Below are 24,347 nucleotides of genomic sequence, written 5' to 3'. Positions count from 1 at the left end.
GAAAATTCAATACTTGTGTTAATTTTGCATAGGGATAGGGGTTGAACCGTGCTTAAAACAACATGCCCTCATAAACAAAAACAGCGGGGCCAGTCAGGATAAGCGATTCATTAAATGCTGGCCAATCAATAAATAAATCACCACCAGGTAATGTCACTTTTATTTGTTTGTCCAATTGATGATATAAACGTCCAATAGCAGCTGCTGCAACAGCACCACTTCCACATGCTTGAGTTTCTCCGCAGCCACGTTCATAGACTCGTAATTTGATATGGTTTGGAGTCACAATTTGCATGAAGCCAACATTTACTTGCGCGGGAAAACGTGGATGTACACTGATTTCGCTTCCTAAAGTATGAACCGGTGCTTTATCTATATCTTCTACCACTAATACTGCATGTGGATTGCCCACGCTTAATGCATTGAAGTGAACCGGTTTGTTTTTTTGAAGTTCTAAGGAGTATTCAACAGATTGCTGCTCTGCTATGAATGGGATATCAGATGGGGATAATCGGGGAATTCCCATATCGACACTAACACTAGAGTCTGCGTTGATGTGTAAACGCATTTGTGTCGTGTGAGTGGCCACGGTTAAGTGATTTTTATCAGTTAATCCATAGTATTTTGCAAATAAGGCAAGACAGCGTGCTCCATTACCACATTGGCCTACTTCCTGGCCATCGGCATTAAAAATCCGATAATTAAAGTCAATACCATGCTGCACACTTGATTCAATCAACAAGCATTGGTCAAAGCCAATGCCGGTATTGCGTTGAGCCATAGTCATTATTTGTTGCGGACTTAGGGTAATCTGTTGATTTACTCCATCAATCACCATGAAATCATTACCCAAGCCATGCATTTTGGTAAATTTAATGTTCATAATTGCCCTGTCTAACTGGCGGTGTTTTTTGTTGATTCTGGCAAATAGAGCGGACCTTTTTGCCCACAACCTACTAAGAGTATGGCAATACAAACCATAAATAAAAAGTAAATTTGTTTCATTAGAATAGTAGTTAAAAGTTTTAGAACGCTAACTATCCATTTATTTATGTAAAAATTCAAGTCATGGATATTGTTTTCTGCACGTAGCCTGGATTATGAACTACATCTAACCCAGGCTACAGTAATGAATCACATGATTAGGGCATCATTAAATGCTAAATGTTCATTCTCAGCAGACTCGCTATTCGCATCATCGCTTAGGGCAAGATCTGGCCTATGTTCGTTCAAGGACTCCACAGCATTTTGTCCTGCGGATTGCCAAAAGAAACATGATTTTACAGAGCTAAGGCCTACATGAGTATAAATTGCAAGTACAACTATTCCGGGAAAGATAAAACTCAAAAGAATTCCTGCAGCAATTACCGTATTTTTGGTATAGCGTATCCAATCGGGATCATTATGCGTTACGAATTTATCTTCATACTTATCCAGCTTGGTATAAAATGAGCGTAAACGGTCTTTAGGGTGTGGTTTTTGCTTTTTATCTTGCAAAATATCGTACAATTTAGTCGCTTTTAAGATTTTGGCTTTGACCTTATCATCCCTTTGTTTTATCTCATCATCTTGTTCTTCTTCTGGCGTTCTATTGGACAATTTTGCTCTGAGTGAAGCCAAATATTCTTCGGTTAATGGAATGAGCTTTTTATTAATAAGCAGTAAGTACTCTGCTTCTTTGTTATCATTCATTGCAGCATGGTATTCAGTTTTTTTTGCTCTTTCTGTTTCTAATGCGGCAAGCGTTTGTTTTTTTTGCTGCTCTTTCTCGGCTATTTGTTGTTCCATTTGGTGGATGCGTGTACCTAATTGCGCCTTTTCTTGTTCTAAGGCGTTTTTTGCTTGTTTGAGTCTATCAACGACGCCATATTGATTAATGGCGTGACGTTCAACTAACTCTTGAAAAGTTCCTTTTTCTGCGGGCGAAGGTAATGCATTCGGTCGGTCTCGATAAAATTTTTGTGCCGCGACATCGATTAAGGCGTCAGCTTTTTTTCGCAGAAAGAGTTCATGTTTGTTGAATACTGCTTCCTCACTTACAAATTGTCGACCTAGTGCTGCCGTATCATTAGTAAAGATTTCTATTTGCCGATACAGTTTTTCAAATTCCTCAAAAGAGCTGTCATAATGTTCTGCAAATCGTTGTGTCAGTTGGTAAACCAGGCTGTCTGCACTTTCGCTTTGAGGTAGTTTTTCTTTTAGTTGTTGGCAAATGTATTGTATTTTTATTCTTATTGGGTAATTTGCTAATTGAGCAAAATCAGGACTTTCAAAGATCCTGACAATATCGGGGTTTATTTCTGAACCGGTATAACTTTCATCTTTATTGATCTGTGCTAATAAGCTGCTAAAAAAGAACTGTAAGTTTGTATCAGTTGGTGTTTGTAGGCGCTCAAACTCTTCTTCTAGATTGGTACGCTGTTGCGCAACGGTTTGAATTATGCCTTTTAGACTCAAAGCAATAAGTGATGCCACAAACTCTTTGATGGTTTGATTATCAATTTTTGATAACTCTTCAAACTCAGCAAAGATGCCAATGATTGCAGCAAAAAGTTCTTCTTTTTCTTTTTGCTTGCCCTCAGTACTCCAGTCATCGGTAAGATATTGTTGGCTTACTCTTTGAATTAAGGTACCAAATGAACTCAAAACATCTTTACGCGCATTTTCACTATCAAGTATTGCTGCGGGGGCAATTGAATGTTCTACAAGAGATGATGACAAATTGGTAATTGCTTTTATGTTTTTAGATAATACGGTTTGTGCTGATTGAATGAGTTCTACCATCGTTTGCTCTTTATAGGCATCGACTTGGAGGATTTTGAAGAAATACTCCTTCATTAATAAACTGTGTTCCTCATTCACATATCCCATGTTTTTAGGGAAGGCCTCAGTTAAAAGGGCATATTTATGGTCAGTACGGAGCATTTTTCTTTGTGGTGCTACACCCATAAATGTGTAGTGCGTCGCATTGAATGCTTCGTATGCGGCTCTATTGGCATAAATTTTGTCATAGAGTTTACGAAATATCGTTGGGAAATCAAGTTTTGCTACATCAAAGCCATCGCCTCCCATTTCCTCTAGGAAGGAGATGTATTTTCTACCTAAAGCGGTGTGCTCATGAAAAATTTCTCGAGCATCTTTAAAGGCGACTCCATGTGATGACAAAAATTTAAGTAATTTGAAAATCATTAATTTTTGCACATGCGTCGCTTTTGTTTTCTCAGGAGAAACGGCAAAATTTTGTTGCGATGCATTAGTTCCGGCTGAACCTGTGCCATGATGTCCAGGCAGGGTGCTGCGTACTATTATTTGCTCTGGAGTTGACGCTTCGGTATAGATTGGTGTAAAGCCCCAGTCAGAGCGTTCATTTTCGTAATAGGTGAATTCAGCATGTTTAACAATAGGAGGAAGCGTATAAAATCTTTGGTCGTACCAGGTTATAGGCCAGCAGTCGCCAGGAACTGGATCAATAATAAAAAGATTCATTGACGCCTTGGCAATATTAATTTTTAGAGCATTAAACCATAACTGTTTGTCTGTTGCTGATTGCGGTAGTTGGGTTAACAGCGATTTAATAATGTCAGGGGTATTATTATAGGGCAGGCCTTTTTTCCTGTTTGCTTGTTGTTGCGTTAGCTCTTTGATTAATTGTTCGAAATTTTCGCAAGAGTTAATGGTGTCTTTTATCGCATTAAGTTCATGGGCTATCAGAATTGATTCAACCCCACCTCTACTGTGTGCAATATCATTCAGTTCTGTTTGCCCACGAACAATGGCATTTAAAGCAAGCCCAAGTCCAATGCCAATTTTTTCGCCAACATCGGTCCCTTCGGTCTTAGGCCCATTAACAACTGCGACATCTATTGATTGATAGGGAACAAGTTGTTTGTTATTAATCAAAGGTCTTTCTGTTTTAATCAATGTAGAAACAAGACTTAGAGTTTCTCCCTTAGGATAATACTCTTGTATTTTCTCCCCTGCTTGTAACGGTACTTTTTTCTTGTTTTTTAAAGTAGGCGTATAAAATGTGTCTGTCCCCAACATTGTCAGGGTAAATGATTTAGAATCTACTTTTTCAATTTCAATCATGCTTTTGCCGCTAATTAAGCCATAGTAGCGCACTATAATTCATGTTGGCTAATAATAAAATAGGTTTGGCGGTGCTTTTGTTTTATAATTGCTCAAATTGGTGTCGTTTTATTTTTTGATGTGTCGATTCTATAAAATATCGAGAACGTATAACTTGCACTGTGTTAATGCATTAGCGATAATTTCTCTTTTTTGTCTGTGGGGGATTTGTTTTGAATGTATTTATAAATGAGTCACAGGCTCCAGCCCAGGCGTGCGTTATTTGGATGCATGGACTAGGTGCTGATGCTTCCGATATGATGGGCTTAGCCGATCAGCTAACAGTTTCTGATGTTGCGTTACGCCACGTGTTTATTAATGCCCCCCAGCGTCCAGTGACCCTGAATGGTGGGATGGTTATGCCTGCTTGGTATGATATTGTAGGTATGAAACTAATTGATAGGGAAGATAAAGAAGGTATTGAGCAATCTGAATTAGTGATTCGTAAAGTCATGGATGAACAGCTAAACGATGGGTTTGCCTACAATCAGATTTTTTTAGCAGGATTTTCGCAAGGCGGAGCTATGGCATTGCACACTGCTCTGCATACAACCGCTCGCTTGGCAGGAGTGGTTGCTTTATCTGCTTATTTACCCTTAGCAGCACATACTAGAGCAAAGCTGGATAAAAGTACACCTTTTTTCATGGGGGCAGGGCAATTTGACCCCTTAGTATTACCTCAATGGACTGAATCAAGTAAGGATTGGCTATTGAATAAAGGATATGACCACATTTCGTATTATAAGTATCCTATGGAGCATTCAATTTGTTTTGAGGAAATTAAAGATCTGAGTCTTTGGTTAAAGAATAAAATTCGGGGAGAGGCATAATGCCCATAGTGAAAAAGTCACGTACTGTTAATTATAGCTGCGAGCAAATGTTTTCGTTGGTGAATGAAGTAGAGCGTTATGCAGAGTTTCTACCTTATTGCTCAGAAAGCTTAGTACACCATCGCGATGAAGATGAGGTACAGGCAACTTTAGTTATTGGTGCGGCGGGTATGAGCAAGTCATTTACTACACGCAACAGACTTCAAAGTAATAAAATGATAGAGATTCGCCTTGTTGATGGCCCTTTCAGCCACTTAGAAGGGTTCTGGCGCTTTGATGAAGTCGATGATGGATGCAAAGTTTCTTTTGACCTGGAATTTGAATTTGCAGGGCGTATGTTTTCTATGTTGCTTGGTCCTGTATTTGAACAAGTAACGGATAAGATGGTTGATTCATTTTGCGATAGAGCCAAGGCCATTTATGGTTAAAGTTGAGTTAGTTTACGTGACTGCAGAAAAGGCTGTCGTTCATATGACTCTAGATCTTCAACACGGAGCAACCGTTCTTGATGCACTCCATGCCTCCAAAATCTATGATACTCATCCAGAAACGCGAGATATGTGCGTGGGTATTTATGCAAAGCAAGTTTCTCTGGAACAGGTTTTACAGGATGGTGACCGGGTAGAACTATACAGGCCATTGGTTTTGGATCCTAAAGAGAAACGACGTCAAAAAGCAAATGTTCGTCGGGCACGTAGCTGAGCTTTGTGCCTGGGTTAGCGCAGCATAATCCAGGGTCGATGAAACTGCTGTCATTGTAGAGGTTAGCTAATTCGCTGACAAAAAGGACAGACGTAGGCTGGGCTGTTAAGCCCAGCATCTGCTGAGTTCATTCGTCCTCTCCAAAATTCCATTATGAAGCCCAATTGATACGTATCTTAATCTATGGTTTTCTAAGAAAGAACTACTTCAGCGCATTGTTACATGCTGGGCTTAGCAGCCCAGCCTACGGTTATTTAGTTTTTTTTGTCATAACATATATAGAGATGACGGAGGTGTCTTAATTATTCCTGATTAATATCAGGGTGATTGAATCCAGGTCCTGGTTTAAATTTGTCATGCTCTATACGTATTAGAGTATTATTGCGGAAATATAAGCTTAGTGAGGACATTGTTATCGCGCCATGGCCTCTACGCCATGTGTATGCATAGTCCCAGCGGTCATTATTAAATGTAGGGCTTAATAGACTGGTACCCATTAAGATGGCAACATCATTCTTGCTCATTCCTACTTTAAGTCGGTCAATCCTCGATTTTGGTAATAAGTTTCCCTGCTGGACTACTCGTCGAGACAGATCATAGGATTTGCATTGAGTCAGGGTTAAGGAAAGTATAATTCCAAGTAGAAAAATTATTATTCTCATTTTTTTGCCTATCGTGAAAAATTTCGCCATAATAACACGTCATTTACTGAAAGACACCTAACCTGGAAAGGCAAATTCATTACGGCGAGGGGAGCATTGATGGAAGAAAGTAAACAGCTGAAGAATGCTGGATTAAAAATTACTTTACCACGTTTAAAAGTATTGCAAATATTGGAGCAATCCCCTAATCATCATTTAAGCGCGGAAGGTGTTTATAAGGCTTTATTGGAGACCGGAGAAGATGTGGGGCTTGCCACGGTCTATCGCGTGTTAACACAATTTGAGGCTGCAGGATTAGTTAATCGCCATAATTTTGAAGGGGGGCATTCAGTATTTGAATTAAGTCAGGGGGCTCATCATGATCATCTAGTCTGCATCAAATGTGGCTGTGTTGAGGAATTTGTTGATGAAATCATCGAGCAGAGGCAAAAAACAATAGCCGAACGTGCCAATTTTCACATGACTGATCATGCCTTAAATATTTATGGAATATGTCCACGCTGTCATAAAGGTGGATGAGCTGCCTGTGTGCACACGCTACGATAAGATAATTTTAGTTTATTTTTCTTTCTTGCCCAGAAGAAAATAGGTTCTTATAGAACCAATTCCTTTCATTTCTACAGTTCCACGTGGTTCAACAATAAATTCATCTTGCAGCATAAAAGCCATTTTTTCTGAAATATGGATTTTATTAGGGAGAGAGGTTTCTTCTAAGCGGCTGGCTAGGTTGACCACGTTACCCCATACATCATAAACAAATTTTTTATGACCAATTATCCCTGCGACTACAGGTCCATAAGTAATACCAATGCGTAATTGGAGTTGCATCTTATTATCTTGATTAAAAGACAGCAGCTTGTCTATGATGGCCAAAGCATAATTGGCAATATTGATTGCATGTCGTGTTGTTTGCTCGGGAACACCTGATACAGCCATATAGTTGTCACCAATGGTTTTAACTTTTTCTACGTAATATTTTTCAGTGAGCTGATCGAGCTCAGCAAACAATAGATTTAAAACATTTACGGTTTTTTTTGCGCCCAATTGTTCGGTTAGCTGCGTAAAATTAATAATATCCGCAAACATCACACTGGCTTGGGGGAATTCATCAGCGATACCTTCCTCTCCCATTTTCAAGCGTGAGGCAATTGATTCAGGCAGGATATTCAAAAGTAATAAATCATTTTCCTCATTGACCCTGGATAATGTTTTTAATGCATGAATTATAAAAAAGAGCATCAGTATTGTTGATAGAAATGAGAGTGCGAGGGCTAAGGCGATAATCTTTGACATTTTGGTCTCAATTTTTTCATTTGTTAGGAATGTTCGATCATTTACGAGGGTAAAAAATTCCTGTAAGGGCTCCATCACCTGTAATTTTGCCTTCATATAATCAGTATCAAAAAGCATTTTTCTGGCTAATTCGGGATTAGGCTTCTCGATAATAGTATAATTTCCTAATTTATCTTGATATTTTCCTTCAATCAAATTCATCGCTTTAATTTCAGTTTCTGCAAGTTTATTGCTTTGATTTTCTGCTTCAGTCAATAAGGAAAACTCTTTGAGAGTAAAATGATGTTCTAACATCATTGCTGCTAACGATTTTGCTGGACCATAGGATTGGGGAAGATTATTACCAATAATCAAATCCCAATACAATTCATCATAATTTACAGGACGAGGCGAGGTGCCCTCACGTATAGCCAAAGTTTCATTATAGTAGTTACGGTATTTTTTCTCGCCGGTTATCACATAAAGACGAGATAACTCAGTTAAATCATCGGAGCTCTGACGAAGTTTATTGGCTAACACATACAATTGATAACGCTCATTGCTATCAATAACTTCTTGTACCGCAATGTGTTTTAATGCAAATAAACAAACGATTAGGCTTGTAAGTGTAATCGCGAGAAAAAAGAAAAAAAGTTTTAAAAGGCGAGTATTTTTAAGATGGAACTTTTTTAGCACGTTTGTCTCACGTTCTTTGCCAACTTATTTTGAAGGATAGCTCATTTATAATCGTTGAGCTATTTCTAATAACCAATTTTAAATGCTATTCTTTAATGAAGAAGATGGTTGTTTTATTAAGGAATTTTTTTAGGATAAGCCTTAACTAAGTTCAGGGATTAATTAATGAAATTGTTATTTTTAGGCGCGGGTAGTGGCTTAGGGACGGATTTTGGAAATTTCCAATCAAATATGTTACTTCTAACTGATAGTGGCAAGAAGCTATTGATAGATTGTGGCACGGACATTCGTTTTTCATTAACTAAAGCGGGTTATGTTCCCGAAGAGATAGATGCGGTCTATCTTAGCCATTTGCATGCTGATCATATAGGAGGTATCGAATGGTTCGCTTTCCAACGTAAATTTGCTTCGCAGAATGGCGCTCCCCAGTTAATAGCTCATGAACGCCTGGTGCATCCGTTGTGGGAGCATAGCTTAAGCGGCGGTTTGAAAACACTTGATGATAGAGAAGCAACGTTAAGTGATTATTTTGTGGTGCACGTAGTCAATGATGGCGAAATTTTTAATTGGGAAGGTTTAACATTAGATTTAGTGCAAACAGTACATATTTATTCAAATAAAAAATTGATGCCAAGCTATGGTTTGAATATTGGCTATAAGGGAAAAACTTTTTTTATTACCACCGATACACAATTTACCCTCGATCGTTTTAAACCTTATTATCGTGCTGCAACATTAATTTTTCATGATTGCGAAACATTGGATGTGCCCAGTGGAGTGCATACCCATTTTAATCAGTTAGATACATTAGATCCCAAAATAAAAGCAAAGCTTTGGCTATATCATTACAATGATGGGGACTTGCCTGATGCAAAATCTCATGGTTTTGCTGGTTTTGTTCGTTGTGGACAAGAGTTTGATCTCAATTAAAAATGCAAATAATTACCTCAGAAATTAAAATAAGAAAAACTCAGGTTTATTCTTAAAGTTTCATGTAGTTCATTGATATAATGGTCTACTTTTCAAACTGCGATATGGATATTTATGTGGATTGTATGGATTGCACTTTCGCGACCCTACACATTTATTGTAATGGCTCTAATGCTTCTTATTATCGGGCCTTTGGCAATTATGCGCACTCCTACAGATATTTTTCCTGACATCAATATTCCTGTTGTGAGTGTTGTATGGAATTATACTGGCTTACCCCCAGATGAAATGGGAAACCGCATTACGAGTGTGTTTGAACGCGCGGTAACCACCACAGTGAATGATATTGAACATATTGAATCAGAGTCTCTGATTAGTGTCAGTGTGGTTAAATTATTCTTTCAACCTGGTGTGAATGTTGATATGGCTCTAAGCCAGGTCACTGCAATCTCACAAACCATGCTACGCAATTTACCGCCAGGGACTTTACCTCCATTAATTTTAAGTTATAAAGCATCAACTGTTCCCGTATTACAACTTGTGCTATCGAGTGCGACCATTCCTGAGCAAAGGTTAAATGATTTGGGCAATAACTTTCTACGTACGCAACTTGCAACCGTACAAGGAGCGGCACTTCCTTATCCTTATGGGGGGAAAGTACGTCAAATACAGGTCGATTTGGATTTACAAGCAATGCAAACCTATGGGGTATCTGCACAAGACATTAATACGGCAATTCTTGCTCAAAACCTGATTATACCCTCAGGTACACAAAAAATAGGTGAGTATGAGTATATTGTGAAATTAAATGGCAGCCCGCTTTCACCCGTTGAATTAAATGATGTGCCTGTTAAATCAACCCCTGGTCGTGTCCTATATATTCGCGATGTCGCGCATGTGCGCGATGGTTTCGCACCGCAAACGAACATAGTGCGGGTAGATGGTAAGCGTGCGGTCATGATGTCGATACAAAAAACTGGGAATGCGTCAACTTTAGATATTGTGCATCGGGTTAAGGCTTTATTACCCAAAGTTAAGGAGATGCTTCCTGCAGGACTTAATTTATCTTATTTTGGGGATCAATCGATTTTTGTCACCGCAGCGATTCATGGGGTTATTGTTGAGGGAGTCATTGCTGCAGCATTAACAGGGCTGATGATCTTACTTTTTTTGGGAAGTTTGCGGAGCACCTTGATTATTACGTTGTCTATTCCTTTATCGATTATTGCCTCGATTACTATTCTTTCTGCTTTAGGCGAGACAATTAATATTATGACTTTAGGTGGTTTGGCTCTTGCGGTGGGTATTTTGGTTGATGATGCTACGGTTGCCATAGAGAACATTAATTGGAATTTGGAGCAAGGCAAAGAAGTAGAGCAGGCTATTCTCGATGGTGCCAAACAAATCGCAATACCAGCACTTGTATCGACCTTATGCATTTGTATTGTGTTTGTACCGATGTTTTTTTTGGGAGGCGTTGCTCAATATTTATTTGTTCCTTTAGCTGAAGCTGTCGTTTTTGCTATGCTCATGTCGTATATTTTGTCACGCACGCTGGTTGCTACTCTGGCAAAATATTGGCTGCACAAACATGAGTTGATGTCCGAGGAGAAAGATAAAGGCCGATTGGCTCGTTTTCATCGGATGTTCGAAGACCAATTTTCACGATTACGTTCTCATTATTCTGAAGCATTAGCATGGGTATTACACAATGCTAAAGTTTTTATTCCTTGCTTCTTAGTTTTTGTTGGCGTCTCAATATTATTGCTTTGGCCATGGCTTGGTTCGAATTTTTTCCCTAATGTCGATGCAGGACAAATTAAATTACACATTAGTGCGCCAACAGGGACACGAGTAGAGGAAACGGCTCGGCTCGTTGATAATATTGATACAATGATTCGACAGGTGATACCTCCTAAGGAGCTAGGAAGTATTGTGGATAATATTGGCCTACCTGTGAGTGGAATTAATTTATCGTACAGTAATTCAGCAACAAATGGTCCGGAAGATGCCGATATCTTAATTTCTCTAAACGATGGACATCGTCCAAGTTCTGGTTATGAGCATCAATTGCGATCTACGTTAAGAGAGCGTTTTCCACAAGTAACGTTCGCATTTTTACCAGCGGATATCGTCAACCAAATTATTAACTTTGGTTTGCCATCGCCCATTAATATCCAGGTGATTGGCTTAAAAAAAGAAGAAAATGCGCGTTATGCGAATAAGTTGATGAGCCAGCTAAAACGGGTTCCTGGTCTTACTGATGTACGCATAAGACAAGCCAATAACTATCCTGAGTTTTTTGTCGATGTAGATCGTAGTTTGGCAAGTGAACTTGGATTTACACAACTTAATGTCGCGTCGGATTTATTAATTACACTGTCTGGAAGCTTTCAAACGACACCCACATTTTGGTTGGATCCTAAAAGCGGAGTTTCTTACCCCATTGTGACGCAAGCTCCTCAATATGTGATGACCTCATTAAACGATTTGCTTAATGTTCCCATTGGAAGTTTAACAACGCCTAGCCAAGCACAGATTTTAGGTTCTTTTGCAAAATTGAGACGTACTTGGACCTCTGTGGTTGAGTCACATTATAATGTGCAGCCAGTGTTTGATATTTTTGCTTCGATACAAGATAGGGATTTAGGATCAGTGGCAAATGATATCAAGCAAATTATTCACGACACAAAAAAAGATGTGCCTAAAGGTTCATCTGTAGTGATTCGTGGGCAAATTGAAACTAAAGAGCATGCATTTCATGGATTGTATTGGGGATTAGCATTCTCAATTTTATTAGTTTATTTATTAATTGTTATTAACTTTCAATCTTGGACTGATCCTTTTATTATTATTACTGCATTGCCCGCAGCTATTGCTGGAATTGCCTGGATGTTATTTCTTACTCATACTGCATTAAGTGTTCCTGCTTTAACGGGAGCAATTATGTGTATGGGGGTTGCAACGGCGAATAGTATTCTTATTATTAGTTTTGCTCGAGATCACCTGGCAATTGAAAATGATCCAATGCAGGCAGCTCTTGAAGCGGGAAATACACGTTTAAGACCCGTAATGATGACGGCATTAGCCATGATAATTGGTATGTTTCCTATGGCATTAGGGCTAGGGGATGGCGGTGAACAGAATGCTCCTTTAGGACGGGCGGTAATTGGAGGGTTGTCTTTTGCAACAATAGCCACACTCTTTTTTGTCCCTTCTGTTTTTTATGTGATTCATGAACGCAAATTGAAGAAGAAGCAAAGGAAGGACCATGCGTAAAACGATTCAGTCGCATTTACAGAACCACCCGCATCGACGACTTATTATTGCGATTGCTGTTTTTTTATTCATTCTTTTAGTCATCATTTTTTTTCGCGTTTATGCGGCAATAAACTTACGGAATGAGACACTGGCAGATGCCGTCCCTATAGTGCGCCTCATGGAAGCAAAACAAGAAGCAGGGGTAGATAAAATTATTTTGCCGGGCAATGTTCAGGCCTGGCACGAATCACCTATTTTTGCCCGTACTAACGGTTATGTAAAAAAATGGTATGTCGATATTGGTAGTCGTGTTAAAAAAGGGGATCTACTTGCCGTCATTGAAACCCCAGAACTTGATGCGCAAGAGCGTCAGGCTAAGGCTGATTTGAATACCGCAATTGCCAATAATCAACTGGCTCAAATTACCGCAAAACGATGGCTTAATTTATTAAAAACGGAATCTGTCTCCCAACAGGAAACGGATGAAAAGGTGAGCTCAGCCGCAGCTCTTGAGGCGGCTATGTTTTCAGCGAAAGCTAATTTACAACGATTACAAGAGTTAGTAGGTTTTGAACAGGTTATCGCACCTTTTGATGGCGTTATCACTGCTCGTGCTACAGACATAGGTGATTTAATTGACGCAGGAAGCAGTTCAACAGCACGACCGTTATTTCGTATTGCTCAAACCAGTCCTTTGCGCATTTATGTCAAAATCCCTCAGTATTATTCTGCACGGATTAAACCCAATATGTCAGTCAAACTTCATTTTGCTGAACATCCTAAACAAGTTTTTCCTGCAAAATTATTTGAAACCGCACATGCTATTGATCCTAAGACGCGGACTTTGCTCGCCCAATTTGTTTCTAAGAATAAAAATGGAGAGCTATTACCTGGTGGTTATACCGAAGTTTGGTTTACTTTACCTATCCCTCCCAAGACTGTAATTTTACCTGTTAATACCCTGCTTTTTCGTGCTCAAGGATTGCAAGTAGCAGTGCTTGGCAAAGACAATAAGATTGTCTTGAAATCGGTTACTGTGCAGCGTGATTTTGGTTCAAAAGTTGAACTTGCTACAGGGGTATCACCGGGGGAGCGAATCGTGATTAATCCTCCTGATTCTATTATGAACGGCGAAACCGTGCGAGTTGTTTCATGAATAAGTTGTTTGCTGTCGGAATACTTGTTTTTGCTTTGGTGGGTTGTTCTTTGGCACCACACTATCATCGTCCTGCCATGCCAATTCCTGAGCATTTTAAGGAACCAGGACAATGGGTAAAAATTAAATCAACACCAAAAGTCATTGCTCCAGATGCTTGGTGGTTGGCTTTTCATGATCCCGTGTTAAATGATTTGGAAAAACAGTTGAGTGTTGCCAACCAAGACTTGAAATTAGCTTATGCCCATTTTCAGGAGTCGATTTCATTGGTGCAAGTCGCGCGTTCGTATTTTTTCCCTACCGCTCAGGGATTATTCAACGCGGATAGACAACAAAACTCACAAACTGTTGCAAACCCGCCAACGACCCCAGTCTATAACCAATTTTTGTTGGGTGGTTTTCTTTCTTACGAGCTTGACGCTTGGGGAAGTATTCGTAATTCCGTCATTGTCAGTGAAAGCAAAGCCAAGGCAAGCGTTGCCGATATGGCATCAATTCGCTTGAGTTTACAAGCATCACTTGCGAATAATTATTTTGCCTTAAGGGGAAGTGATGAGGCACAACGCATTTTAGACATAACTGTTGTGGCTTATCAAAAAGCACTTTATTTAACGAAAAAACGTTATCAAGGCGGCGCAGCCCCCATCTCTGATGTGGACGAAGCTGAAACTCAGCTTGAAAATGCCAAAACGATGGCCGCTGACATGCGATTACAACGAGCGCAGCTAGAACATGCGATTGCCGTATTAGTTGGAGAAATACCTAGTAATTTTTCATTGGCTCCTGCAAAATCACCTAAGATTTTTCTGGCAATAGCTCCTAATCTTCCTTCAACTATTTTAGATAGACGACCTGATATAGTTGCCGCTGAATCTCAGGTTCTGGCTGCAAATGCAAATATTGGTGTAGCGCGCGCTGCATTTTTCCCCGTGATTGATTTAACTGGAAGTGGAGGTTTTCAAAGCAGGAGCTTAGCAAATCTTATTTCCAAACCCAGTCTTTTTTGGTCGCTTGGCCCTCTGAGTTTATTAACCTTAGCGCAACCCATAGCAGAAGTAACTATTTTTGATGGAGGGCGACTGCGAGGGTTATTAAATCAGGCCAAAGCTCAATATTTTGAAACGGTAGCTACTTATAGACAAACCGTGCTAACCGCCTTTCAGGAAGTGGAGGATAATTTGGTGGCGATTCGCCAGCTTGATAAGGAGTATCAAAGTCAAAAGGCTGCGGCGCGCGCGGCAAAGCGTGCATGGGAGCAGGAGTTGTATCGATATAAAGGCGGGCTTGTTACTTTTCTGCAGGTGGTGGTTGTTGAAAATATTGCATTACAGTCAGAACTTGCTTTAGTGAATATCCGCACTCGTCGTCAAATTGCCAGTATTCAGTTAATTAAGGCTTTAGGAGGGGGGTGGTCTTTAGATATGGGGAAGAAGAAGCCAAGGATCTCCTGATTTTGCACCTATTTTATTATCTCAATAAACGTAGGCTGGACTGCTAAGCCAGTTAGTTGAGATTACCATGATGGTTTTTCATAATGGACATTTTGAATAATAAGAATTAGCTCAGCAAGCGCTGGGCTTAACAGCCCAGCCTACACATTAATCGAGATTAATAGTATAAGAGTAGGTGCCTATGCCATCATACACGGTATCAATATAACGAATTCCGTTGCAAGAAGCACTCACTGATGGATGATTCATTAATGGGCCATCTTTAATATCAAGAACACACCAATTCTCTGAATCATAAGCAACAGTGACATGGGCATAACCGCTACGGCATTGGAATGAGTCTAAGAGCTCAAAACTACGTGGGCCAACGATGTGGAGAAGCACGTCTGCATCGTTAAATCCGCTCACTACGTAGATTCCAGGGTGAGAAGTATCACTTAGTCGGAAGTAATCTTTATAACCGCACCAAGATTTATTATCTGCGTGCGCATTCATCATCATCAAGCTGGTTGTTGCCAGTATCATCCATTTTTTCATTTCAGCGTACCTTTTATTATTATTAGATCCGCTGCGGATTATAGGGAAGTATTGGGTATAAAACAATCACTCTGCTGCAATACCTCCAGACGCGCGAGCATAGGTTGGTTTTGCAAGCCAAATTATGGCAAGTAAGATCATAAAGATCCATGCGGCAAGTTTGAATATATCGTTAGTAGCGAGCATAAATGCCTGATTAATTACAGTGGCGTAGATGACACCAAAACCTTTTAGGCCAGATATTCCTAATGAATGGAGTTTATCTAATGATTGTTGAACTAAAGGATTGTATGCAGTTATTTGTTCTACTAGGCGACTTTGGTGAAATGATTCCCTGTGATTCCATAAAGTAACACTGATCGATGTTCCAAAACTTCCGCCCAAAATTCTAAAGAAATTAGCAAGACCTAAGGCGCTTGCCAAGCGTTCCGCGGGGAGATCTGCGAGTATTAAGGCGATTAATGGGGTAAAGAAAAAAGCAATGCCAATTCCTTGAACTAATCGAGGCTCAAGCAGTTGGATAAAACCCACGTCAGTGTAAAAATTAGATTGCCATAAGGACGTCACTACAAAGACAATAAATCCAAGACTGATAATGATGCGCAAATCAAATTTGCCCATATAGTTGCCCACAATAGGGGTTAAGAAGAAAGGTAGGATTCCTACTGGAGCAACGGCCAGCCCTGCCCAAGTTGGGGTATAACCCATTTGTGTCTGCAGCCATAAAGGAAAAATAACTACAGTGGCAAAATATACCAAATAGCCAAAAGTCAGACTGATTGTCCCAATAGTAAAATTGCGGTCAGCAAATAAATATAAATCAATAATTGGATGACTTTGTGTTAAAAGCCAAATGATTAAAAAGCTTAGCGTGACTGTTGAGATGATTGTTAACGTAACAATGAAATTCGAGTTGAACCAGTCTAAATCATTCCCTTTATCTAATAAAACCTGCAAGCAGCCAATTCCTATTGATAACAATGCTAAGCCAATAACATCAATAGGCAATTTGGTGATGGGTGTTTCTCGACCACTCAAGGTGATCATTGTGAATATTACAGAGAAAATACCTACAGGAACGTTAATATAAAAAATCCAAGGCCAGGTATAGTTATCAGTAATTATACCCCCCATAATTGGACCAAATATGGGACCTACAACGGCAGTCATGGCCCATATTCCAGTTGCCAGCCCTCTTTTCTCAGGAGGGTAGTTGGCGAGAAGAATACTTTGTGATAAAGGAATCATCGGCCCAGAAACAGCCCCTTGAAGCACACGGAAAAAAATCAGCATCTCTAAATTTGCCGACAATCCGCATAGCACGGAGGTTATGGTAAATAAGGTGGTAGAGAACAGGAATAAACGAACCTCACCAAAGCGTTTGGCCAGCCATCCTGTCAGGGGGAGCATAATCGCCTGACTTACTGCAAAAGAGGTAATAACCCAAGTTCCATTATCAGGACTAACCCCCAAATCGCCAGCAATGGTTGGAATGGCCACGTTCGCAATGGATACATCAAGAACATTCATAAAAATCGCCAATGACAAAGAAATCGTCATTAATGCCAATCTACTGCCAGTGAGTGGGGCGAGCTCAGCCATTATGCTTTTGTCCTTGGCAAGTACATATCAGATGAGTTCGCATGTAAAATTTCATTAATAAGCGATTCTACCTCTGCAAGTTGTTGTTCAAAAATCCTTGTTTGATAATTAAATTTAGGCTCTGCCGTTTGGGGCATCCGATACCCATCTAAATTACTCACATCAATGGTTACACGCATGGACAATCCAAGTTGTAACGGAATTTTTTCTAACTCATCGGGATTGAGACTAATGCGTACAGGAAGTCTTTGTACGATTTTAATCCAGTTTCCGGTTGCATTTTGGGGCGGCAGCAAGGAAAACGCCGCACCTGTTCCGGCATTTAAACCCACAACTTTACCGTGATAGGTCATTCCTGGATAAGCATCAGCAGAGAGTGTAACTGGTTGGCCAATGCGGATATCATCTAATTCCGATTCTTTGTAATTTGCATCAACCCAAGTATCATCTAATGGAACAATCGCTAACATGGCCGAACTCATGGACACTTGCTGGCCTGGGTGTACATTCCTTTTGGCTATAAAGCCAGTGACTGGTGCTGCAATGGTTGTTCTTTGGAAATTCAGATAAGCTGTTTTCAAATTTGCTTTTGCAGCCTCAACAAGTGGGTGTGTATAGAGATGTGAGTTTTCAACTATTGCCAAGGCTGCATCCAGTTGGTGTAATGATAAATCATAAGTTGCCTGTGCAGCTTCAAGCGCTGTTTTATAATGTTGCATCTCCTCACGAGATACCGCACGGTTGCCAGATAGTCCTTCACGTCGTTTAAAATCGAGTTGTGCCTTAACTAGATTTGCTTTATTTACAATCACATTTTGTTTGGACTCAGCCGCATTTTCAAAGTATTGGCGTACCTGGCGTACCGTTTGCGCTAGATCTGCTTTTGCTCGTTGGAGCGCCACCGCATAATCAGTAGGGTCCAATTTAATGATGACTTGCCCTTCTTTTACTAATTGAGTGTCATCGGTTTTGATTTCAATTACAGTCCCGGGGATTTGCGGCATAAGCTGTACCATATTCCCGCTGACATAGGCATCGTCAGTGTAGCGTTCGAATCGTCCCCAAATCAGCCAATAGAGAAACCACAACACGGCGACAAATAAAAAAATACCACCAAGAATGAGCATCGCGGTTTTACGTTTATGCAAGGTTTCAGGTGAGGGACCACCATTTTTTTGAGACTTGGCTTCAGTTTCGTTTTTTTCTGTCATCGCTTAAAGCTCTCCACCTAAGGCTGCTAATAAGGCCACAAAAGCTTGTTTTTGACGCGTTTGTAAGTTGTACAAAGCAGCTTTTTGTTGGATTAATAATTGTTTTATTTCAATAAGTTGGGTGTAGTCAATAATCCCTTGAGTATACCGTGATTGAAATAGTTTGTAATTGGATGCTGTATTATTTAATGCTTGGTTTTGCGCATTAATTTGAGCATCAAGTGTTTTTAACGCCGATAATTGATCACTGACTTGCTGCAATGAATTTAAAATAGTTTGATTATATTGGTTCACTGAAAGTTCATATTGCGTGTAATTTACCCCTAGGTTTGCTCTGCGTGCGCCCGCATCAAAAATAGGTAAATCAAACGCTGCCGAAGCGTTATCGTTTTGCAGCCATATATTAAAAGCTTTAGTAAAGTAAAAGCTTTGCAAGCTTAGCAAACCTTTTAGATTAATATTGGGAAAAAAGGCTGTTTTAGCAACCTTCACTTGATGTGCTGCTGCTTCAGCTAGAGCACGGGCAGAGGCAATATCAGGTCTTTGCGCGAGTATATTTGCAGGGATTACTGCAGGTAACATAAGCTGTCTCTTGTTATAAACAAAAGTCGCTGTATCAATTTGTGTGTTCAGAGGGTTTTTGCCCATTAATACAGCCAATTGATGCCGTGACTGCAGTTCTGCACGTTTGTAATCCTCTATGGATAATATGGCTGCTTGGGAATTAGCTAATGCTGTTTTTACTGGAATATTGGATTCGATGCCTTGCTTTTCTCGGGCAATGATAATATCCGCAAGCTGTTTAAGTAAGCGCACATTTTCTTTGGCTAAACGTTGTTGGATCATATTATTTTGAATATCGAAATAAGTTGTAGCCACTGCAGCACTCAAAACGAGTTGTGTTTCTGCCAAATCCATCTGTGCAGCAAAGGTTTCACTTACTTTGCTTGCTAAGTTTTCTCTGTTTTTGCCCCAAAAATCCAGCTCATAATTAAACTTTAAGCCAATATCGGCAATCTTCGCCTGATCAATTTTGATTGAATTGAACGGGGGAGGTACTGTACCACGTATTGGAAAGTATGCCTTTTCTAAATAACCGCTGGAGTCTAAAAATGGCCAAAGTGATGAAGAGGCAATTTTGGCAAGATGCTGAGCGCGTTTAACTCGTGCTTTAGCGCTATGCATATTAGGTGCATCTACGAGAGCAACAGAAACGAGTTGATTTAATTGCGGATCGTTAAACCGTTTAAAATGCTGCGCTGCATTGTTTTTTTTAGGAAGCTTGTAAATGTGTTTTGCTGCTAAATCGGCCGCATTAAGTGGTTCTGTATTCGTATGGACTTCCCCGAAAAGGGAGCAGCCCGTTAATGCTGGCGTCATTAAAACACAAATTACAAAGAACGAGCGCAAAATTTATATCCTTTTTTATGCGTGAATTGAGTACTGTATCAATTTTTTTTAGAAAATACATTAAGATACTGCATCCTAATATTTCTAACTTTACAAGAATTTGGTCTAGAATAATCTATGTAAAGAACAATTTTAAAAATAAAAAGAGAGGGGCAGTTATGAATATTCTAAAAAAAGTACTTATGGTTAGTATTTGTTTCACAACACTGGCAATATTAAGTTCCTGTGGGACTGTCCATGGTTTTGGAAAAGATGTCTCTACAGTTGGTAAAGACATTCAAAGAGCATCAAGATAATTTGCTCTATGCTCCCTATAGCAAATGCTATGGGGAGTATTTGCTCAATTTGCCAAACGGCATGACGATGTTCGACGAAGAGTTGGAATCGTTCATTTTATTTCTTCCATTTCTAGTGAATGCCTGATTTTTATGATGAGATTCCCGGCAATGCTTGGATTCTGCGGTTTTTTGTTCCCATTTCCTTTTTAATATACGGTTGCCATTGCCATAAAGGGATATCGAAATTTTGGGCGTGAAATAACTCATTTAAATGTGAAATTAAGGCTTCTTTTTCTGGTAAATCGGGAGTGATTTGAATGGTAAACTGATTTAAAGCGTGTTGTTGTATGGTATAGTCATCAAACTCAAAAGGGAATGATGCCATTTTTTGGCGAATTAAGTCAGCAAAAATGGGAAACACTTCATTGTTTTGGGTTGCATAACAAATATCACCTATGCGACCCTCAATTCCCGCCAATTGTGTAAACACCCCAGATGATGGTTCTTCAATTAAGACATCATCTAAACGATAGCGGATTATTGGTTGCGTTGCGCGCAACAGGTCGGTAATAATCGGAACAAATCGTTTTTCATCCAGCCATTCTTTTTCAATAATTAAATACTCTTCATTCATTAACAAACGGTTATTTTCTTTATCGCTAATTGCTAAAAAGCCTTCAGTGCATTGATAAACTTGTGCCACCTGACAATTAAAAGCTTTGCTTATAATCGCCTCATCACGTTGTTCTATAACTTCCGCAACCGCAAATATTTTTTTAGGCATAATTGATAAGCGATGTTTTTCTTTAGCCAAAGCCAGCAACACAGAGGTTGGTGCAGATAAAATAGTAGGCTGCATGGTATTCAAACGGCTTATATGGGTTTCGAAATGCTCCAGTAAATCAAAAAAATGGAATTGAATTTTTTTACTTTTACTTAGGGTTGTATAGAGTCTACTATTTGCTCTGAGGAAAAATGCAATACGCTCATTTCGCTTTAATCCATGGGGTAATGCTTTAGCCAATAAAATACCCGCCCAGGCATCGCGTTCTTTTGCATTGGCTAGAAATAAACCGCGATTTCCTGACGTTCCGGAAGACAACCCAACCGCGATGTCATTAATTAAAGCAGAAAAATCGCGCGTGTTTTCTGCTGTTAATGCCAATTTCAATGCATGATCCTTTTTTATATTTGCCGTATTGATATCATCAAAATGCTGCATCATGATTTTTTTGTTGATAATTGGCCATTCATTTAGGGGTTTATCTAAATAAGGTTGATAAAAAGGCGATTTGGACAAGGTTGTTTTGGCTAACTTTTTAAATCTTTTTTCTTGGTATGCGGATAATTGCTCACGGGTTTTGAAGCGTTTATGAAGCAAATGTGTTTTAAAATAATAATAAAGCAACCTCAGTATCATCGTTGCCCCTCCACAAGACGAGCACGGATGTGTTGACAATGTGAGGGAATAATATCGATCTCTTTATTGTTTTTAAAAAGCTGGTGTAGATTGTTGATGGTTTGCTGGTACGCCTCTTTATTATCATGAATTAAGTAGGTGAACTCACTTGGTAAAATGGATTCCTTAAAGGTTTCTTGATGCCAACAACTGTCTGCAACTAAGAAGGTTTCCTGGGATGTTTTAAAATACAGACCGATTTGTCCCTTCGCGTGTCCTGGTAAAGGAATAGCAATAAGTTGTTCGTCATTAAAAAGATCAAATCCAGTTGTAAATGGAAATAGGTTAGGCCCCAGGACTACTTCATTTTTTAACACAACCAAGCGGTCATAAAAATCTTTGGGGAGTAGTCCGGGTAAAAAACCCTGTATCAATGCTTTGATTCCTGTTTTATCACGGATGTCGTTTATTGCTTCGGCGTGACAGAAGAATTGTGCATTAGGAAAATCGTTTAAACCACCAATGTGATCAGCATGGAAATGAGAAATCACAATACTCTTGATCTCAGAGGCTCGAATGTTTTTTTCTGTTAATTGTTCTTTAAGCGATTTTTTTAACGTCACAGGAGTTAAGCGTCTATAGATGGAGTAAGGAAATTTTTGCGTTAAAGTGTAGAAGCGACTGCTATAACCTGTATCAAAGAGAATATATCCTTGGGTTGGGTGTTTGATTAAAGCACAAAGTGCTGGGTATTCGCATTGCCGCCAACGCCCTTTTTTTAGGGTCATGCGTTCACAGTGTTTACAATGACCAGCTTCGAATAATTGATACTCTATCATGTTCTTTGATACCACATCGCAAAACGCTCTATACCTTGATTAATACTGATTTTGGGTTGATAACACAAATCTTTTTGCGCTGCTTCAATATTTAAAGTTTGTCCCATGCATAAAACTGCTGCACTGTAGCGAGTCAAACGCGGTTCTTTGTCAGTCAATGAAAGGCTATAAAGTTTTTCCAGAGACGCAGCATACATTTTTGCAAGTGAGTAGGGGATAAATTTGGGTTTAAAAGGCTTTTGTAATGTTCTAAAGAGTTCAGAAAGAATCGTGATTAGTGCTTTGGGCTCAGCATTGGTTATGTTGTATTTCTTACCACAAAACTGTTGATCAGCTTGGGCTGCGAGAAGCAAGCTTTCTACTACATTTTCGACATAAGTAATGTCGATTATATTTTGCCCAGTACCAATAATAGCTAGAACGCCGTTTTTTTCATTCTGGAGTATCCGCGGTAAAATAGCGCGATCATGAGGACCAAAGATAGCGCGTGGACGTATGGTGATCACATTAAGGTCGAGTTCATGATGGGCTTTATCAATCAGGGATTCAGCGAGCAATTTGGTTTTTACATAATAATTAGCAGGTTTTATAGGTAATACCGCATCTTCCTTAATATTATGTTGTTCGGTGAAATTAAAATAAATACTTGGTGATGAAACATGAATTAAGCGTGTATTTGGCGGTGTTGCCTCAATGATATGTTGTGTACCAAGTACATTGGCATTATAAAAATCTTTATATCGTCCCCAAGGACTTGAAAGCGCTGCGCAATGAAAAATGGTTTGGGCATCGCGTGCTATTTTTTTTAATCGTTCTTTCTCGTGTAAATCAACTGCTATAAATCGTGCGCCGGCTTGGGTAATCATTTTGCCAAGCTGTTCATTACGCCCCAACGCGATGACTTCATGGCCATTTGCGACTAACCGCTGCGTTAAGCTCAGCCCCAGACACCCCGTTGCCCCAGTAACAACAGACACCATCATTAATACTCCATAATTATGCCACCAGTAGCCAAACCTGCACCTGTACCTAGTAATAATACTAATTGTCCACGGCGTAATTGCTGGCTGTCAACTAAAGAACATAATGCAGTGGGAATCGATGCCGCAATTTGATTTCCATGGTTTGGATAAATTGTAATGAATTTTTCAGTGGGAATGTTCAATCGTTTTTGCACATGGTGCATCGCCAGCAAACTTGCCTGATGAGGGACAAACCAATCAATATCATCCAGAGTAAGATTGGCTTTGCGTAAAAGATTTTCCATAAGATTGTCTACTAATTTAGAGGCTAATTTAAATACTTTTTTACCGTCCATATAAAATAGGCCTTGCTCTAAATTCTTTAGAGGATTCTTCGGAGGTAGACGTGTACCACCTGCTTCAATTTGGCAAAAAGTGGAGCCAATGCTGTGTGTTTCATGATGTGCTGATAAAATTCGATTTGTTCCATCACTTTTTTCAAGAATACATGCTGCAGCGCCATCACCAAAAATGGTGCATGTTTCCATATCACGCCAATTTAATCCTGCGGAGGCGATGTCACTGGATACAATAAGAATGCGTTTAAATCGGCCGCCTTCAATGAGATATGAGGCAATATCTAAGGCATTAATGAAGCTAAGGCATGTACTGTTTATGTCAAAACAAGAGGTTCCTGATTGCTCTAGTCCTAATTGTTTTTGAATTAACGCAGCGGTACAAGGAATTGCTTGTTCACTCACCCCACAAGCACTGATGATGGCATCGATCTCTGTTAATTGAATATCAGCCTGCTGTACTGCAATCAATGCAGCTTGTGCGCCCATATAGGAAGTTGTTTCAGCAGGCGAGGCAAAGTGACGTGAAATCAAGCCGGATTTTTTTTGTACACTTCCTTGGGGCAAGTTAAGTTGTATGTCTAGTTCTGAAGACAAAACTTTATTTCTGGGTAAATAACTCCCCATTCCTGTAATTTTTACCGCGAGCATATTTAATTCCTTCA

Annotated in this window: 23 protein-coding genes; 10 read left to right on the top strand and 13 right to left on the bottom strand. The window is 39.6% G+C overall.

Features of this window, described 5'->3' with window-relative positions:
* Positions 1-52: 52 nt before the first annotated feature.
* The 3 genes from dapF to Lste_RS03940 all read right to left on the bottom strand — a co-directional run bounded on the left by dapF (position 53) and on the right by Lste_RS03940 (position 4,089).
* The gene (gene dapF, locus Lste_RS03945; protein WP_058509786.1) at positions 53-883 is read right to left on the bottom strand and encodes a diaminopimelate epimerase; all 831 of its coding nucleotides are present in this window, start codon (positions 881-883) and stop codon (positions 53-55) included.
* Positions 884-894: 11 nt separating this feature from the next.
* Positions 895-1,005, bottom strand: a complete 111-nt coding sequence (lptM, locus tag Lste_RS18690; protein ID WP_083503900.1) for an LPS translocon maturation chaperone LptM — start codon at positions 1,003-1,005, stop codon at positions 895-897.
* Between the two features lie 129 nt (positions 1,006-1,134).
* On the bottom strand, positions 1,135-4,089 hold the full coding sequence (locus tag Lste_RS03940) for an AAA family ATPase (RefSeq protein WP_058509829.1): 2,955 nt from the start codon (positions 4,087-4,089) through the stop codon (positions 1,135-1,137).
* Between the two features lie 212 nt (positions 4,090-4,301).
* Between Lste_RS03940 and Lste_RS03935 the strand changes: the two genes are divergently transcribed.
* From Lste_RS03935 to Lste_RS03925, 3 genes are read left to right on the top strand one after another with little or no spacing between them, the layout of a single operon-like run.
* Complete coding sequence (locus Lste_RS03935) at positions 4,302-4,958, top strand: alpha/beta hydrolase (RefSeq protein ID WP_083503899.1); 657 nt, start codon at positions 4,302-4,304, stop codon at positions 4,956-4,958.
* Positions 4,958-5,386, top strand: coding sequence for a type II toxin-antitoxin system RatA family toxin (locus Lste_RS03930; RefSeq protein WP_058509784.1), 429 nt, complete (start codon positions 4,958-4,960; stop codon positions 5,384-5,386). Before Lste_RS03935 ends, Lste_RS03930 begins: the two co-directional genes overlap by 1 nt.
* Positions 5,379-5,660: an RnfH family protein gene (locus Lste_RS03925; RefSeq protein WP_058509783.1), complete on the top strand. Its 282-nt coding sequence runs from the start codon at positions 5,379-5,381 to the stop codon at positions 5,658-5,660. Before Lste_RS03930 ends, Lste_RS03925 begins: the two co-directional genes overlap by 8 nt.
* Positions 5,661-5,962: 302 nt before the next feature.
* On the opposite strand, the gene Lste_RS03920 is transcribed toward Lste_RS03925, so the two are convergent.
* On the bottom strand, positions 5,963-6,352 hold the full coding sequence (locus Lste_RS03920; RefSeq protein ID WP_058509782.1) for an outer membrane protein assembly factor BamE: 390 nt from the start codon (positions 6,350-6,352) through the stop codon (positions 5,963-5,965).
* 69 nt (positions 6,353-6,421) lie between these two features.
* Here Lste_RS03920 and fur point away from each other — a divergent pair, with 69 nt between their 5' ends.
* A complete protein-coding gene (fur, locus tag Lste_RS03915; protein ID WP_058509781.1) occupies positions 6,422-6,841 on the top strand; it encodes a ferric iron uptake transcriptional regulator in 420 nt (139 codons plus the stop codon).
* Between the two features lie 39 nt (positions 6,842-6,880).
* Here fur and Lste_RS03910 read toward each other — a convergent pair whose 3' ends face one another.
* Positions 6,881-8,290: an adenylate/guanylate cyclase domain-containing protein gene (locus Lste_RS03910; RefSeq protein ID WP_058509780.1), complete on the bottom strand. Its 1,410-nt coding sequence runs from the start codon at positions 8,288-8,290 to the stop codon at positions 6,881-6,883.
* Between the two features lie 165 nt (positions 8,291-8,455).
* Between Lste_RS03910 and Lste_RS03905 the strand changes: the two genes are divergently transcribed.
* The 4 genes from Lste_RS03905 (at position 8,456) to Lste_RS03890 (ending at position 15,088) form a co-directional block, all read left to right on the top strand.
* Positions 8,456-9,220: an MBL fold metallo-hydrolase gene (locus Lste_RS03905; protein WP_058509779.1), complete on the top strand. Its 765-nt coding sequence runs from the start codon at positions 8,456-8,458 to the stop codon at positions 9,218-9,220.
* Between the two features lie 114 nt (positions 9,221-9,334).
* On the top strand, positions 9,335-12,499 hold the full coding sequence (locus Lste_RS03900; RefSeq protein ID WP_058509778.1) for an efflux RND transporter permease subunit: 3,165 nt from the start codon (positions 9,335-9,337) through the stop codon (positions 12,497-12,499).
* Positions 12,492-13,637 carry an efflux RND transporter periplasmic adaptor subunit gene (locus Lste_RS03895; protein ID WP_058509777.1) on the top strand — a complete coding sequence of 382 codons (1,146 nt, stop codon included), beginning with the start codon at positions 12,492-12,494 and terminating at the stop codon, positions 13,635-13,637. Before Lste_RS03900 ends, Lste_RS03895 begins: the two co-directional genes overlap by 8 nt.
* Positions 13,634-15,088 (top strand): efflux transporter outer membrane subunit, encoded by a 1,455-nt coding sequence (locus Lste_RS03890; protein ID WP_058509776.1) that lies wholly within the window; start codon positions 13,634-13,636, stop codon positions 15,086-15,088. Before Lste_RS03895 ends, Lste_RS03890 begins: the two co-directional genes overlap by 4 nt.
* A gap of 147 nt (positions 15,089-15,235) precedes the next feature.
* Here Lste_RS03890 and Lste_RS03885 read toward each other — a convergent pair whose 3' ends face one another.
* The 4 genes from Lste_RS03885 to Lste_RS03870 all read right to left on the bottom strand — a co-directional run bounded on the left by Lste_RS03885 (position 15,236) and on the right by Lste_RS03870 (position 19,848).
* The gene (locus Lste_RS03885; RefSeq protein ID WP_058509775.1) at positions 15,236-15,625 is read right to left on the bottom strand and encodes a hypothetical protein; all 390 of its coding nucleotides are present in this window, start codon (positions 15,623-15,625) and stop codon (positions 15,236-15,238) included.
* A 66-nt stretch (positions 15,626-15,691) separates the two neighbouring features.
* Positions 15,692-17,227, bottom strand: a complete 1,536-nt coding sequence (locus Lste_RS03880; protein WP_058509774.1) for a DHA2 family efflux MFS transporter permease subunit — start codon at positions 17,225-17,227, stop codon at positions 15,692-15,694.
* A complete protein-coding gene (locus tag Lste_RS03875; protein WP_058509773.1) occupies positions 17,227-18,438 on the bottom strand; it encodes an HlyD/EmrA/EmrK family protein in 1,212 nt (403 codons plus the stop codon). The genes Lste_RS03880 and Lste_RS03875 overlap by 1 nt, the downstream gene beginning before the upstream one ends.
* Before the next feature lie 3 nt (positions 18,439-18,441).
* Positions 18,442-19,848, bottom strand: coding sequence for an efflux transporter outer membrane subunit (locus tag Lste_RS03870; RefSeq protein WP_058509772.1), 1,407 nt, complete (start codon positions 19,846-19,848; stop codon positions 18,442-18,444).
* On the opposite strand from Lste_RS03870, the gene Lste_RS19790 reads away from it, so the two are divergent.
* Positions 19,806-20,144: an entericidin A/B family lipoprotein gene (locus Lste_RS19790; RefSeq protein WP_420324179.1), complete on the top strand. Its 339-nt coding sequence runs from the start codon at positions 19,806-19,808 to the stop codon at positions 20,142-20,144. The two genes, Lste_RS03870 and Lste_RS19790, sit on opposite strands and share 43 nt — an antisense overlap.
* Positions 20,086-20,271, top strand: a complete 186-nt coding sequence (locus tag Lste_RS19250; protein WP_058509771.1) for a hypothetical protein — start codon at positions 20,086-20,088, stop codon at positions 20,269-20,271. Before Lste_RS19790 ends, Lste_RS19250 begins: the two co-directional genes overlap by 59 nt.
* A 3-nt stretch (positions 20,272-20,274) precedes the next feature.
* On the opposite strand, the gene Lste_RS03860 is transcribed toward Lste_RS19250, so the two are convergent.
* From Lste_RS03860 to Lste_RS03845, 4 genes are read right to left on the bottom strand one after another with little or no spacing between them, the layout of a single operon-like run.
* Positions 20,275-21,546 (bottom strand): F390 synthetase-related protein, encoded by a 1,272-nt coding sequence (locus Lste_RS03860; protein WP_058509770.1) that lies wholly within the window; start codon positions 21,544-21,546, stop codon positions 20,275-20,277.
* Positions 21,543-22,364 carry an MBL fold metallo-hydrolase gene (locus Lste_RS03855; RefSeq protein WP_058509769.1) on the bottom strand — a complete coding sequence of 274 codons (822 nt, stop codon included), beginning with the start codon at positions 22,362-22,364 and terminating at the stop codon, positions 21,543-21,545. Before Lste_RS03855 ends, Lste_RS03860 begins: the two co-directional genes overlap by 4 nt.
* Positions 22,361-23,344, bottom strand: coding sequence for an NAD-dependent epimerase/dehydratase family protein (locus Lste_RS03850; RefSeq protein WP_058509828.1), 984 nt, complete (start codon positions 23,342-23,344; stop codon positions 22,361-22,363). The genes Lste_RS03855 and Lste_RS03850 overlap by 4 nt, the downstream gene beginning before the upstream one ends.
* 2 nt (positions 23,345-23,346) lie before the next feature.
* Positions 23,347-24,333: a beta-ketoacyl-ACP synthase III gene (locus Lste_RS03845; protein WP_058509768.1), complete on the bottom strand. Its 987-nt coding sequence runs from the start codon at positions 24,331-24,333 to the stop codon at positions 23,347-23,349.
* Between the last annotated feature and the right edge of the window lie 14 nt (positions 24,334-24,347).

The organism is Legionella steelei (assembly GCF_001468005.1).
GTDB classification, from domain to species: Bacteria; Pseudomonadota; Gammaproteobacteria; order Legionellales; family Legionellaceae; genus Legionella; species Legionella steelei.
Note: the sequence above shows the minus strand (reverse complement) of the source record. Positions and strands in the feature narration are given on the sequence as shown.

Coding starts and splice junctions, on each gene's coding strand:
- Lste_RS03890 (WP_058509776.1), top strand. CDS start 13,634: ATGAATAAGTTGTTTGCTGTCGGAATACTTGTTTTTGCTTTGGTGGGT.
- Lste_RS03920 (WP_058509782.1), bottom strand. CDS start 6,352: ATGGCGAAATTTTTCACGATAGGCAAAAAAATGAGAATAATAATTTTT.
- lptM (WP_083503900.1), bottom strand. CDS start 1,005: ATGAAACAAATTTACTTTTTATTTATGGTTTGTATTGCCATACTCTTA.
- Lste_RS03905 (WP_058509779.1), top strand. CDS start 8,456: ATGAAATTGTTATTTTTAGGCGCGGGTAGTGGCTTAGGGACGGATTTT.
- Lste_RS03900 (WP_058509778.1), top strand. CDS start 9,335: ATGTGGATTGTATGGATTGCACTTTCGCGACCCTACACATTTATTGTA.
- Lste_RS03860 (WP_058509770.1), bottom strand. CDS start 21,546: ATGATACTGAGGTTGCTTTATTATTATTTTAAAACACATTTGCTTCAT.
- fur (WP_058509781.1), top strand. CDS start 6,422: ATGGAAGAAAGTAAACAGCTGAAGAATGCTGGATTAAAAATTACTTTA.
- Lste_RS03855 (WP_058509769.1), bottom strand. CDS start 22,364: ATGATAGAGTATCAATTATTCGAAGCTGGTCATTGTAAACACTGTGAA.
- Lste_RS03845 (WP_058509768.1), bottom strand. CDS start 24,333: ATGCTCGCGGTAAAAATTACAGGAATGGGGAGTTATTTACCCAGAAAT.
- Lste_RS03925 (WP_058509783.1), top strand. CDS start 5,379: ATGGTTAAAGTTGAGTTAGTTTACGTGACTGCAGAAAAGGCTGTCGTT.
- Lste_RS19790 (WP_420324179.1), top strand. CDS start 19,806: ATGCTGGCGTCATTAAAACACAAATTACAAAGAACGAGCGCAAAATTT.
- Lste_RS19250 (WP_058509771.1), top strand. CDS start 20,086: ATGGTTTTGGAAAAGATGTCTCTACAGTTGGTAAAGACATTCAAAGAG.
- Lste_RS03850 (WP_058509828.1), bottom strand. CDS start 23,344: ATGGTGTCTGTTGTTACTGGGGCAACGGGGTGTCTGGGGCTGAGCTTA.
- Lste_RS03885 (WP_058509775.1), bottom strand. CDS start 15,625: ATGAAAAAATGGATGATACTGGCAACAACCAGCTTGATGATGATGAAT.
- Lste_RS03940 (WP_058509829.1), bottom strand. CDS start 4,089: ATGATTGAAATTGAAAAAGTAGATTCTAAATCATTTACCCTGACAATG.
- Lste_RS03895 (WP_058509777.1), top strand. CDS start 12,492: ATGCGTAAAACGATTCAGTCGCATTTACAGAACCACCCGCATCGACGA.
- Lste_RS03880 (WP_058509774.1), bottom strand. CDS start 17,227: ATGGCTGAGCTCGCCCCACTCACTGGCAGTAGATTGGCATTAATGACG.
- dapF (WP_058509786.1), bottom strand. CDS start 883: ATGAACATTAAATTTACCAAAATGCATGGCTTGGGTAATGATTTCATG.
- Lste_RS03930 (WP_058509784.1), top strand. CDS start 4,958: ATGCCCATAGTGAAAAAGTCACGTACTGTTAATTATAGCTGCGAGCAA.
- Lste_RS03875 (WP_058509773.1), bottom strand. CDS start 18,438: ATGACAGAAAAAAACGAAACTGAAGCCAAGTCTCAAAAAAATGGTGGT.